Genomic DNA, 12,682 nt, shown 5'->3' with positions numbered 1-12,682 from the left:
GGACGTATCTGCCAGAAGGGGGATTAAGGATTTAGAGCATGGAACTGATTCCCGTAATTTTGTCTGGCGGAGTGGGCAGCCGGTTGTGGCCTGTTTCTCGTGAAGCCCATCCAAAGCCGTTTATGGAACTGCCAGATGGCCAGAATCTAATCCAGAAAACCTTCCTTCGTGCTTCGCGCCTGGAAGGTGTTGTGGAAGTTCTGACGGTGACCAACCGGGAACTCCTGTTCAAGACCGAAGACGAGTACGGCGCAGTCAATACAGCCAAGCACGCTCAAGGCTTCATCCTGGAGCCTTTCGGTCGTAACACCGCTGCGGCCGTCGCTGCCGCCGCGCTTCAGCTGGAATCCACGCATGGCCCCGACGCCCAAATGCTGGTACTGGCCGCTGACCATCTGATAAAAGACGAAGAAGCCTTTGCTGCGGCCGTATCCAGTGCCATGACGCTTGCCGCCGACGGCTGGCTGGTCACGTTCGGTATCCAGCCGACGTACCCTGAAACCGGGTTTGGCTACATCGAAGCGCAAAAAGATGCCCCGCTGAAGGGCGGCCTGAAAGTAGCGCGCTTTGTCGAAAAACCCAATCTTGACACCGCTCAGGCTTATGTCAGCGCAGGTAACTACTACTGGAACTCCGGGATGTTCTGCTTTCGGGTGGGTACGGTCCTCGAAGAGCTTCGTCAGCATGCTCCGGACGTAGTGGAAGCGGTCAGCAAGACGATCGAAGCATCGCGCGTTACTTCATCCACCAAGTACCGTTGCCTTGCGCTCGATGCTGATGCGTTCGCTGAGGTGCCGGATATCTCCATCGACTACGCGTTGATGGAACGTTCCTCCAAAGTCGCGACTGTTCCCTGTGATATCGGTTGGAGTGACATTGGTTCCTGGAACGCTGTCAGTGAACTGACCGAGCCTGACGAGAACGGCAACCGCTTTGAAGGCGAGGTGTTGTCCCACGGTTCTCGTAACAACTACGTAAATAGTGAAAGTCGGCTTACCGCGCTGGTCGGTGTCGAGGATTTGCTGGTCATCGACACCCCGGACGCGGTGATGATCGCCCACAAGGACCACGCCCAAGACGTGAAACATATCGTCAACCAGCTCAAGGCCTGCAGTCACACGGTTCATCTGCTCCATCGCACCGTGCATCGCCCTTGGGGCACTTACACGACGCTGGAAAATGGTGAGCGCTTCAAGATCAAGCGCATTGTGGTGAAACCCAAGGCATCTCTGTCCCTGCAAATGCATCACCACAGAAGCGAGCACTGGATCGTTGTCAGCGGGATGGCTAAGGTCGTCAACGACCAACAGGAGTTGATGTTGAACACCAATGAGTCCACCTTCATTCGTGCTGGCCATCAGCACCGCCTGATGAACCCGGGAGTCATCGACCTGGTGATGATTGAAGTGCAAAGTGGCGACTATCTTGGCGAGGACGATATCGTTCGTTTTGACGATATTTACGGTCGCGCCGATAAGTAACAGCGCCAGCGCATATGCAAGCCAGATCGGGGGATTTCCACCGGTCAGGCTTTTTTTGCATTTGGCCTGTTCCTGATGCACTTCCATTCTGATGAGAGAGCAGATCCGTCAATCGGCTTTGCTTCCACATATCTCAGCAAGAGAGCGGTATGACTACCCCGATCAAAACCCAGTGTTTCAAAGCTTATGACATTCGTGGCCAGGTGCCGTCCGATCTCAATGAAGATGTGGCCTACCGGATAGGCCGGGCCATGGTTGTCGAGTTGCAAGGCAAAAACATTGTGCTGGGGCGGGATATGCGGCTCGAAAGCCCGATGCTGGCAGAGGCGATGACACGTGGGTTGCTTGAGGCCGGTGCCAATGTCATCGATATTGGTTTGTGCGGCACCGAAGAGGTCTACTTTGCCACCAGCGCGTTCAAGGCGGATGGCGGAGTGATGATCACCGCAAGCCACAATCCCAAAGGTTACAACGGGATGAAGCTTGTGAAATCCGAGTCCCGGCCTATCAGTGGCGACACCGGGCTCAATGCCATACGTGACCGCGTGGAAAGTGGTGATTTAGGTGCGCTGGCCGCCACTCCCGGTGAAGTTCGATTTGAGCTGGATAAGACGACCTACATCGAGCACCTACTCAGTTACGTCAATGTTGCAGATCTCAAACCGCTTAAAATCCTGGCCGATCCGGGTAACGGCGCTGCCGGGCCTGTGTTGCAGGAGTTGATCAAAAAACTGCCCTTCGAATGGGTAGTCATCAACGCCGAGCCCGATGGCGACTTCCCTAATGGTGTGCCCAATCCGCTACTTCCAGAAAACCGTACGCTGACACGTCAAGCGTTGCTGGCGAACGGCTGCGATTTGGGAATCGCGTGGGATGGTGATTTCGATCGCTGCTTCTTTTTCGACCAGAACGGCCGCTTCATCGAGGGCTATTATCTGGTTGGCCTGTTGGCTGAAATGCTGCTCAAGAAGAACCCTGGCTCCAAGATCATCCATGATCCAAGGTTGACCTGGAACACGATCGATCAGGTTCGATTGGCGGGCGGTGTTTCAGTACAATGCAAGACCGGGCACGCATTCATAAAAGAGCGCATGCGTCTGGAGGATGCAATTTACGGCGGTGAGATGAGTGCTCACCATTACTTTCGGGATTTTGCCTATTGTGACAGCGGCATGATCCCCTGGCTGCTGGTGGCCGCATTGATGTCTGCCTCGGGAAAAAATTTAGCCCAACTTGTTGATGAGCGTATTGCCGCCTATCCATGTAGTGGCGAAATCAACTATCGGGTAAACGATGTATCCGCGGCGCTGAAGGAGGTCCTGGCACATTATTTACCTGAAGGGCCTCACCTCGATCAAACCGATGGCGTCGGTCTAGAGTTTCCCGACTGGCGATTCAATCTGCGAGGTTCAAACACAGAACCTTTGTTGAGGTTGAATGTGGAAAGTAAAAGAGACCCAGAGCTGGTAGCGGTAAAGGTTAAAGAAATTGAGGAACTGCTGAACAGTAGATATATGGAATGACAAAGCGGTTCTCACTTACAGAAGGACAGTGAAGGGCAGCAACGAGTTGAGTCTATTTTAGAGACTTACTGTTCGATTGATTAATTCAAAATGGTGAAAAAATGAGCGACAAGAAAGTAGCGTTGATTACGGGTATTACTGGTCAGGATGGTGCTTACCTCGCTGAGTTCCTGCTCAAAAAAGGTTACTCGGTACACGGCATCAAGCGCCGTAGCTCCCTATTCAATACTCAGCGTATTGACCATCTCTACCACGACCCGCACAACCAAGGCTATGATCTCAAGCTGCACTACGGCGACCTGACCGATTCAAGTAGCCTGATTCGTATCGTGCAAGAAGTTCAACCAGATGAGGTCTACAACCTCGGGGCGCAAAGCCACGTTGCGGTTTCCTTTGAATCGCCAGAATACACTGCTGATACTGATGCCATGGGTACACTGCGCATCCTTGAAGCAATCCGCATCGCTGGTCTTGAGAAAAAGACCAAGTTCTATCAAGCGTCCACATCCGAGCTGTACGGTCTGGTTCAGGAAATTCCACAGAAAGAAACCACGCCGTTCTATCCGCGTTCCCCTTATGCCGTCGCCAAGATGTACGCCTACTGGATCACTGTGAACTACCGTGAGTCTTATGGCATGTATGCCTGCAACGGTATTCTCTTTAACCACGAATCGCCCATCCGCGGTGAAACCTTCGTAACCCGTAAGATCACTCGCGCCTTGGCACGTATCAAGATCGATCTGCAAGATTGCCTGTACCTCGGGAACATGGACGCCCTGCGTGACTGGGGTCATGCTCGTGATTACGTGGAAATGCAATGGCTTATGCTGCAACAAGAAACTCCGGAAGACTTTGTGATCGCGACCGGTGAGCAGCATTCGGTTCGGGAGTTTGTTGAGGTTGCAGCGAAGGAAATCGATATCAAGATTCGTTGGGAAGGTACGGGCGTAGACGAGAAAGGTTACGACGTCGCTACCAACAAATGTATCGTTGCCGTCGATCCGCGTTATTTCCGTCCGGCCGAAGTTGAGACGCTGTTGGGTGACCCAAGCAAAGCCAAAGCCAAATTAGGCTGGGTACCCACTACCTCCTTCAATGAGTTGGTAGAAGAAATGATGCGTGAAGACATGAATGAAGCCAAGCGTGACAAACTGGTCGCTGAACACGGCTTTAAATACTTCAAGGGTCAGGAATAAAGGGGGCTGTTATGATTCCGGTATATCAGCCCTTTCTGGGCGGACGCGAAAAGGAATATGTAAACCAGTGTCTTGATTCGACCTGGATTTCCTCCCGTGGAGAGTTTATCTCCCGCTTTGAGAGCGAGTTTGCCCGATACATTGGTGCGGAACATGCGACCACAGTGAGTAATGGCACCGTTGCCCTGCACTTGGCAATGGCCGCTCTGGGGCTTGGGCCTGGCGATGAGGTGATTGTTCCAACGCTCACTTACGTGGCGTCCGTTAACACCATCATGCAAACCGGGGCCAGCGTCGTTTACGCTGAATCCCTGGCTGATACCTGGAACGTCAGCGTTGCAGACATCCGCAGCCGCATCACGCCGAAAACCAAAGCCGTCATGGTCGTGCATTTGTACGGCCTGTCGTGTGACATGGATGAGGTCGTCGCTCTGTGTAAAGAGCACAACCTGCTGCTGATCGAAGACTGTGCAGAAGCTTTCGGCTCTCTGTACAACGGTCAGCATGTAGGGACGTTTGGTGATGTCGCGACGTTCAGTTTTTTTGGAAACAAGACCATTACCACCGGTGAGGGTGGGATGGTCGTGTCCAAGAACAAGGACATCCATGAGAGAGCCTGCCATCTCAAAAGCCAGGGCGTGTCCAAAACCCGCGAATATTGGCATGACGAGTTGGCGTTCAACTATCGGATGACCAACATCTGTGCAGCCATTGGCCTCGCCCAGTTGGAACGTGCAGACGAGATCATCACGCTCAAGCGGCAGGTTGCGGACTGGTATCGTGAAGCGCTCGAAGGACTTCCGCTGCAGATGCATGCAGAGCAACCCGGTACACGCCACTCCTACTGGATGTGCTCGGTGCTGTTGGATGATCCGAGCCAGCGTCAGGCATTGCGCGATCATTTGAAGAACAAGGGCATTGAGACACGGCCTCTGTTCGCTCCTGCTCACCACATGCCGCATTGCAAGACGGATGAAACCTTTCCGGTGGCCGAGGACCTTAGCTCGCGCGGGATGAACCTCCCGAGTTATCCGACGCTGAGCCGCGAGCAGGTGCAGCAAGTAGTAGAAGAAATTCGATCTTACTTTGCCAGCTGATGTTGCGTTGGGATTGAGGCTGGTAACAGCCTCAATTCTCATAAAAATTCAAAGAGGACGAATAATGTCCAGGCTTTCGAATTTAATTATTCAGGGGAAGTAATGTTTTCGTATTTTTCTCGCGTTTGGGCTGCTCGATACTTTTGGGTACATCTTGCTCTAGCTGATTTGCGCTCCCGCTGGCGCAGGTCTTTTTTTGGCGTGACGTGGTCAATTATTCAGCCTTTGGGTATGACCGTGCTCCTGACGCTGGTGTTTAGCAAGCTGTTCAATACGGATGTATTAACCTACGCCCCTTATGTTCTCTCCGGAATAGTCGTGTGGGAGTTCATCTCCGCTAATACAATTGGTGGCTCATTGTCTTTCGTTCAAGCGGATGCTTACATTAAACAATGTAACCATCCCTTGGCAATTTATACCTTGCGAACTGTGCTCGGTAGTTCAATCGTGCTCATGCTGGCCAGTGTTTCCCTCTATCTCTGGGTGGCGATCATGATGCCTCAGAATTTCGGATGGAGCTGGTTGGCGACGCTAACGATATTCCCCGTCGTTGCCTTGATAGCCTGGCCTGTATCGACACTTCTCGCCTACATCAGTACCCGCTTTCGCGACGTTCCCCACGCGCTTGGGCTGGTAATGCAATCATTATGGTTCGTGTCTCCGGTGTACTTTGAAGCGAAAATGTTTCAAAACGGCGGGTTGCACGCTTTGGTTGATTACAACCCGATTTATCACATTCTTCAGCTGTTTAGAGCGCCGCTTCTACAAGGGGAATGGCCAACTCTTGCAAACTACGCTTTTAGTTTGGGTACTGCTTTGTTCTTCGGTCTAATCGCGATGTATGTTGGTTACAAAGCGGAGCGGAAGGTTATTTTTTACCTATGAGAATGAATAAAATCAATCAGATCAATGTAAAGAACGTCAATCTCCACTACGCGGCTGCGGCCTATAAGGAGCGTTCATTAAAGTCATTGATGGCCAACATTTTCGCAAAAAAAGATGCCAATAACCACGTGGCCGATATTCACGCACTCAAGAACATAAATGTTCAAATTGTCAGCGGCGAGCGCGTGGGGCTTCTTGGGCATAATGGCGCGGGTAAAAGTACATTCCTCAAGACGGTTGCAGGCCTCTATCCAATCTCCAGCGGCGAGCTCGATGTACAAGGCCAGGTTCGTTCCCTGTTTGACCTGAGCTTGGGATTCGAGCCGGACGCGACGGGACGTGAGAATATTCTCTACCGTGGCCTGCTGCTAGGCCTGTCTCCTAAGTTCATGCGAGACAAGATCGACGAAATCGTAGCGTTTGCCGATCTGGGCGAGTTCATTGATTACCCGATTAAAACGTACTCTGCCGGGATGCAAGTACGACTTGCTTTTGCTATCTCAACCACGGTCGGCGGCGACATTCTGTTGCTGGACGAGGTAATTGGTGCGGGCGATGCCAACTTTATGGCAAAGGCTAAAGTACGTATTACCAGTCTGATCGAAAAGGCTGAAATACTCGTGCTGGCCTCTCATGACTTCGGTGCTTTGCAATCCATCTGCACCCGGGGCTTGGTGTTTCATCATGGCGAGTTGTTGTTCGACGGTGAAATAACCGACGCGATAGCTGAATACAAGAAGATAAATGGACTTGCTGATGCAAACTAAACCGTTTCGTGTGATGTGGCTGCTGAACCATGGCGCAGCTCGTAAATTCGAGCTTCAAATGCTCAAGACATTGGGGGTTAAAGAATTTTTTCTGCCAAAGTCATTTCCACAGGAAATCGGTTTTCGTTCGGCAAGCATAGATCATTCGGAGGATGCGAACCTTACTATTCCTGCTGAAGATCTAGAGGTATTAAATCAGCAGAACTGGTATGTGTCGCCGTCGAAAGAAGCCTGGGATATAGCCAATAAATATTTCGATGTTTGTTTTTTTATCTGCCACTCGAAAGGCTTCATGAATGAGGTTTCACGATCATTCACTGGCGCGGCTATTTGGCGCGCTTATGGGCTGGACAAAACACTAAGCTATTCAGAAGTCGTGAAGGTCTTGACGCTAGGTACGCAGTCAGTAAAGAAACTTGGACGACGTCTTTGGTTGGGTATTGCGTACGAGCATCTTGCCGATTCTGAACCCATGTACCTGCAGAAGCGTAAGGCATTTTTACCGCTGGGCCTGAGTAACTGTGCGATCAATGACATCTGGAACGGCAGGCAGAAGCATATTTTTTTCGTTTGCCCGGATATTGGTTTCAGTAGTTACTATAAAAAAGTATATGAAGATTTTATTTCGGACATGCAAGGGTTGCCATACAAAATCGGTGGTTCTCAGCCGATAGAGGTGAGTGATCCGAATGTGTTGGGATTTGTCACCAACGAAGAGCATGAACGTAACATGAGAGAGTCGCGAGTGATGTTTTATCATTCAAGCGAACCCAACCATATTCATTATCATCCCTTCGAAGCCATTCGCGTCGGTATGCCACTGATCTTCATGAGTGGCGGCATCCTGGATCGGATGGGTGGAGCGACCCTTCCTGGTCGATGCGAGTCTGTCAAAGAAGCGAGAGAGAAAATTCGTCGCATCTTGAATGATGACACGAAGTTTATTGAGCAAGTCCGTAGAAGTCAGGCAGTACTGCTGGAGCCCATGCGCGCAGAGAACTGTGAAGCCGCTTGGATAAGCAGTTTCAAAGAAATCTTGCAAGAGCTGGAAGTCAGCCGCTTGGAACAAAGCCAACGGCCAGTCAAACGCAAGAAAATCGCAGTGGTAGTCCCAGTCGAGTATCGAGGGGGGAGCCTTCGTGGTGCCCATCTGCTAGCGGAAGCTTTGCATGAAGGGAGCAGGCAGTGGGGAGAGGATGTCGACGTTGTCCTCTTGCATTTGAAGTCTGCTGACGATGAGGCAGAAGATCCTTCCGATCAGGATGAGAGAATTCAGCTGCGCACTTTTCACTGGAAAACCCTCGACGCGCAAACAGCACGGAGAGCCATGCGATATGCAGGTCATGACGGTTGGGAACCGGACTCCGTAAGATATGTTGTCCCGGATGACGGTATCAAACAGCTTCTGGACTGCGATGCGTGGATCATAGTCTCTGATCGCGTGCAGGCACCCTTAGTACCTCTGCGGCCATGCATATTTATGGTCTATGACTACCTTCAGCGGTATGAAAAGGTACTTTCCAACAGCGGAGATGAACACTTTATCAGTGCCGTGCGCAGGGCACAGAAGCTTCTTGTAACAACAGAGTTTACGGAACAGGACGCCATTCAGTATGCCGGTGTTGAGCTAAATAGAATCGCTAAAGTACCTATGCTCGCACCCGATTTTTCAAAAGTTGAATGTGGGATGTTGTCGGCCCCGGACCAGCCATATTTCCTGTGGACAACTAATGCCGGGGCGCACAAGAATCATGTAAATGCACTAAAAGCACTCAAGTTCTATTATGAGGTTCTAGGAGGGCAATTCTTCTGTCATGTAACGGGTGTGAATACTAACAACCTGCTAGAGAGCAGTGAACCGCACCTTAAGTTACTGTCTGTACAGGTTAATGCAAGCGCCGCATTGTGGGAGAAAGTTAAATGGCTTGGCGAACTCCCAGACTTTGAGTATCGCAGTGCTTTGGCGAATGCAATGTTTCTATGGCATGCAGGCAAAATTGACAACGGCTCCTTCAGTGTTGTTGAAGCCGCTAGCTTGGGTGTACCGGCATTGAGTAGTGACTATCCGGCTATGCGTGAGATGGACGTTCAGTTCTCACTGCAGTTGTCCTGGATGAATGCCGCCGACTATAAAGAGATGGCGCACAAGCTGAAAGAAATGGAATTGACTTACTTGTCCAAGAAGGCCCTGCTTCCATCGCCTGAGGTATTGGCAGAACAAGGCGTTGAGAAGTTGGCGGCACAATATTGGGGAGTCATACGCGAGTGTCTATAAATAAATATGGTATCTACTTGGCCTATGCGCCGGGTTTGGATTTGCGTCACGAAGGCTTGGGTAGATACCTCGCTGCCTTTCTGAAAGGGGCTAGCGACCGAGAAGATGTGCGCTTTGTACTGGTATGTCCGAGTTGGTCAAAAGAAGGGCTTGAAGATCTATTTCGCAGTGAAGGTGTCTCTAAAGAGCGCTTCGAATTAATTTCTCCATCGAAAAAGCCGATGGTGTTACGCGTTTACGAAGCCTACATCGCTAGAAAGAAACGAAAACGGAAGCCAGGAATATTCAAAAGAATTTCCAATGGTTTCTCAGCGATTAAAAAAGCTGCTATTGATCACGTTGAGCAACAATTGGTAACGACCAATTCGTATGCGGGTGTAGCGCTACTGTTTATAGAAGGTCTTTTTCTTCTCAGCCTTGGGGTCTTGTTTAGCCCACTTATTATTTTGGCGTTGATTGTTCTTTTTTTCATAAAACTAAAGTTTGTTTTTAAACGACTGACTCGACCTTTTCGGCGCCATTTATCACGCGCTCAAGTGGCTGTCGGGGAGCCGAAGGACGATGCTCTCATTTTCCGACTTTATAAGCGAATGGAACGAATTGAGTCAGAGCGAATGCTTCACTTGATTGATAGCCTGGCTGATGTGAAAGCTTGGTACAGTCCTACTGCTTTTTGGCCGGCCTTCAACAAGATAGATCGTCCACGTCTGATGTGCGTGCCAGATGTAGTGTTATCGGATTTCCCTGTCGGTTTCTCAAGTGTAGGAGGTGAACGCTTTTTGCAAACCTTTGAGGATGTTCGCCGATCGATCCAGACTGGGCAGCATTACGTCACCTACAGCAACGCAATCAAGTGGGATACATTGGTCGAACAGTATTCGATCCGTGCTTCCAATGTATCGGTGATCCACCATGCGCCGAATATGCTGAACCAGTGGGTCACAACTCGAGGGTTTGCGGATCTGGAAGCCACCTCGCTCCATTATTCACAAACGCTTCTCGCTAGTGCGATGCGTAAATCCTCCAATAAGAACTATACGGTAGGTTTCGCAAATGCCTCCTTTAAGTTTATATTTTATGCGAGCCAATTTAGACCGAACAAAAACCTGTTGATGTTGTTGCGAGCATACGAATTCCTTTTAAGGAAAAAATATGTCAGCCACAAACTGATTTTGACCGGTGATCCTGAGCGTTATCCGGCCGTCAAAAAATTCATTGCCGAACACGGTTTGGAGAATGATGTTTTATGCTTATACGGCTTGACGGTGCAGGAGCTTGCTGCGTGTTACAAGTTGGCAGACCTGGCGGTAAACCCTAGTCTGAGTGAAGGGGGGTGCCCATTCACCTTTACCGAGGCTCTGTCAGTAGACACGCCGGTGGTCATGGCTCGAATTGCGGTTACTGAGGAAATACTTGACCAGCCCGAGCTTCAAGACACGACATTTTTTGACCCGTTTGAATGGGAAGATATGGCTCGCCGTATTGAATGGGCTCTGTCTCATCGAGAGGAGCTTCTTAAACTGCAGAAAAACATCTATCAGAGCTTGATTCAGCGTACCTGGACGGATGTCGTGAATGAACACATCACTGTTCTTGAAGCTATCTCTGCCGGTGGCGGTAACCCTTTGGAGGTCCTGGCGTGACTTCCATTACAGGGTTCCTGATTCTGGGGTTTGGCGGTCATGCCCGAAGTGTGGCTGACGTTGCACTTGCATCGGGCATAACGCAGTTGTGCTTTATTGACGCCAACGCTAAACCAGATGAATCGTTTTGTTCTTTTCCAGTGAAAGCGTCCGTGGATTTTGAGCTACCCGAGGATTGGTCAGTCATTCCCGCAGCTGGCGACAACAAAAAGAGAATAGAGCAGTGCGAATGGGTCATTCAGCAGGGATGGCGTTTAGCGACACTCATCTCACCCAGCGCCACCATAGGCATCGGAGCCCAAATCGGCGAGGGGACTTTTATTGCTCATCACGCACATGTTGGGCCGATGGCATCCGTCGGACGCGGTTGTATTATCAATACCGGCGCAATTGTCGAGCATGAGTGTGTGGTGGGTGACTACAACCACATTTCCGTCGGCGCTGTAGTTGCTGGCCGCAGCTGTATCGGTGATCGCTGCTTCCTGGGGGCGGGCTCAACAGTGATCGACGGGCTTCGGGTGACAGACGATGTCATGCTGGGAGCCGGTGCGTGTGCTCATCGCAATCTTGATAAGGCTGGCACCTACGTGGGAGTCCCTGCTAAGTTTTTGGGGCGTAAACATTGAAAATCCTGCATTTTTTCAAGACTTACTACCCAGACACCATGGGCGGGGTAGAGCAGGTGATCTTTCAGCTCGCTGAGGGTGGGGTGCAGCACGGTATCGAATCTGAAGTTCTTTACCTTAGTCCCCGTGGCGCCATGCGCAACGAACGGCTCGGACATCACCTTACCCATCGCTCGTATGAGAATTTTCAGATCGCTTCCACGGGCTTTTCAATCGGGGCGATCAAGGACTTCTACGAACTCGCAAAACAAGCCGACATTATTCATTACCATTTTCCGTGGCCATTTATGGATATGGTGCACTTTCTAACTAGAGTCAAGAAACCGACTGTTGTTACTTATCACTCGGATATCGTGAAACAGCAGTCGTTGCTCCGACTCTATAATCCGCTCTTGCACGCATTTCTACGAAATGTTGATGTAATCGTTGCATCCTCACCTAACTATGTTGCCAGCAGCGAGACACTTGGCAAATACGTAGATAAGGTCAAGGTCGTCCCCATTGGTATTGATCGCCATACGTACCCAGAGGCGACTGAAGCATCATTGGCACATTGGCGTCAGGCAGTGGGGGAGCGCTTCTTCCTTTTTGTCGGGGCGCTCCGTTATTACAAAGGCCTCGATTTTCTTCTGGAAGCGGCTCAGCAGACCCGGCTGCCAATCGTGATCATGGGCAAAGGGCCTATGGAAATGGCGCTGAAACAGAAGGCTAAAGACGCAGGCCTGGATAATGTCTTTTTTGTCGGTGCCCTGCCAGACAGTGATAAGGCCGCACTAATGACTCTGTGCTTCGCGCTGGTTTTCCCCTCCCACCTCAGGTCCGAAGCCTTCGGGATTTCTCTACTGGAAGGAGCGATGCATGGGAAACCGCTCATTTCCTGCGAAATTGGGACAGGTACGACGTACATCAATATCGAAGGTGAAACAGGCTGTGTGGCACTCCCTGGCGACAGTGCGTCTCTCGCCAGCGCTATGAAAAAGCTCTGGGATGATCCATTGGGGGCCGCAAAGATGGGGGAGAATGCTCTAAAGCGTTATGAAGAGTATTTCAAGGCGGACGATATGGTTAAGTCGTACAGCGAAATATATCACTCGCTTTTGAAACGATGAGTGTAGGTGACTGAAATATAGCTAAGAGCTTTGCGTCTATATTGTGCACGTAAAATGACAAGAATAGCGCATTAAAAAAA

Annotated in this window: 10 protein-coding genes; all 10 read left to right on the top strand. The window is 50.5% G+C overall.

The features are described 5' to 3' along the window. Positions 1-38 precede the first annotated feature (38 nt). The 10 genes from ACYZTY_RS19680 (at position 39) to ACYZTY_RS19635 (ending at position 12,602) form a co-directional block, all read left to right on the top strand. On the top strand, positions 39-1,481 hold the full coding sequence (locus tag ACYZTY_RS19680; RefSeq protein WP_461955108.1) for a mannose-1-phosphate guanylyltransferase/mannose-6-phosphate isomerase: 1,443 nt from the start codon (positions 39-41) through the stop codon (positions 1,479-1,481). A gap of 149 nt (positions 1,482-1,630) precedes the next feature. Next, positions 1,631-3,004, top strand: a complete 1,374-nt coding sequence (locus ACYZTY_RS19675; RefSeq protein WP_461955107.1) for a phosphohexomutase domain-containing protein — start codon at positions 1,631-1,633, stop codon at positions 3,002-3,004. Between the two features lie 101 nt (positions 3,005-3,105). Beyond that, positions 3,106-4,200 (top strand): GDP-mannose 4,6-dehydratase, encoded by a 1,095-nt coding sequence (gene gmd, locus ACYZTY_RS19670; protein WP_282382624.1) that lies wholly within the window; start codon positions 3,106-3,108, stop codon positions 4,198-4,200. An 11-nt stretch (positions 4,201-4,211) separates the two neighbouring features. After that, complete coding sequence (locus tag ACYZTY_RS19665; RefSeq protein WP_461955106.1) at positions 4,212-5,297, top strand: DegT/DnrJ/EryC1/StrS family aminotransferase; 1,086 nt, start codon at positions 4,212-4,214, stop codon at positions 5,295-5,297. A gap of 102 nt (positions 5,298-5,399) precedes the next feature. Further along, entirely contained in the window at positions 5,400-6,182 is a 783-nt protein-coding gene (locus tag ACYZTY_RS19660) for an ABC transporter permease (RefSeq protein WP_461955105.1), read from the top strand. Between the two features lie 2 nt (positions 6,183-6,184). Beyond that, complete coding sequence (locus ACYZTY_RS19655) at positions 6,185-6,949, top strand: ABC transporter ATP-binding protein (RefSeq protein ID WP_461955104.1); 765 nt, start codon at positions 6,185-6,187, stop codon at positions 6,947-6,949. Beyond that, the gene (locus tag ACYZTY_RS19650) at positions 6,927-9,224 is read left to right on the top strand and encodes a glycosyltransferase (RefSeq protein WP_461955103.1); all 2,298 of its coding nucleotides are present in this window, start codon (positions 6,927-6,929) and stop codon (positions 9,222-9,224) included. Before ACYZTY_RS19655 ends, ACYZTY_RS19650 begins: the two co-directional genes overlap by 23 nt. After that, complete coding sequence (locus tag ACYZTY_RS19645) at positions 9,215-10,867, top strand: glycosyltransferase (RefSeq protein ID WP_461955102.1); 1,653 nt, start codon at positions 9,215-9,217, stop codon at positions 10,865-10,867. Before ACYZTY_RS19650 ends, ACYZTY_RS19645 begins: the two co-directional genes overlap by 10 nt. Beyond that, entirely contained in the window at positions 10,864-11,493 is a 630-nt protein-coding gene (locus ACYZTY_RS19640; protein WP_461955101.1) for an acetyltransferase, read from the top strand. Before ACYZTY_RS19645 ends, ACYZTY_RS19640 begins: the two co-directional genes overlap by 4 nt. Beyond that, positions 11,490-12,602 (top strand): glycosyltransferase family 4 protein, encoded by a 1,113-nt coding sequence (locus ACYZTY_RS19635; RefSeq protein ID WP_461955100.1) that lies wholly within the window; start codon positions 11,490-11,492, stop codon positions 12,600-12,602. The genes ACYZTY_RS19640 and ACYZTY_RS19635 overlap by 4 nt, the downstream gene beginning before the upstream one ends. Positions 12,603-12,682 lie beyond the last annotated feature (80 nt).

This window comes from Pseudomonas sp. LB1P83, from assembly GCF_054897885.1.
The sequence above is the reverse complement of the archived record's forward strand: the minus strand, read 5'-3'. Positions and strand labels throughout refer to the sequence as shown.

What these genes read in the sequence shown, in the direction of transcription:
- ACYZTY_RS19680 (WP_461955108.1), top strand. Translation starts at nt 39, where the DNA reads ATGGAACTGATTCCCGTAATTTTGTCTGGCGGAGTGGGCAGCCGGTTG.
- ACYZTY_RS19675 (WP_461955107.1), top strand. Translation starts at nt 1,631, where the DNA reads ATGACTACCCCGATCAAAACCCAGTGTTTCAAAGCTTATGACATTCGT.
- gmd (WP_282382624.1), top strand. Translation starts at nt 3,106, where the DNA reads ATGAGCGACAAGAAAGTAGCGTTGATTACGGGTATTACTGGTCAGGAT.
- ACYZTY_RS19665 (WP_461955106.1), top strand. Translation starts at nt 4,212, where the DNA reads ATGATTCCGGTATATCAGCCCTTTCTGGGCGGACGCGAAAAGGAATAT.
- ACYZTY_RS19660 (WP_461955105.1), top strand. Translation starts at nt 5,400, where the DNA reads ATGTTTTCGTATTTTTCTCGCGTTTGGGCTGCTCGATACTTTTGGGTA.
- ACYZTY_RS19655 (WP_461955104.1), top strand. Translation starts at nt 6,185, where the DNA reads ATGAATAAAATCAATCAGATCAATGTAAAGAACGTCAATCTCCACTAC.
- ACYZTY_RS19650 (WP_461955103.1), top strand. Translation starts at nt 6,927, where the DNA reads ATGGACTTGCTGATGCAAACTAAACCGTTTCGTGTGATGTGGCTGCTG.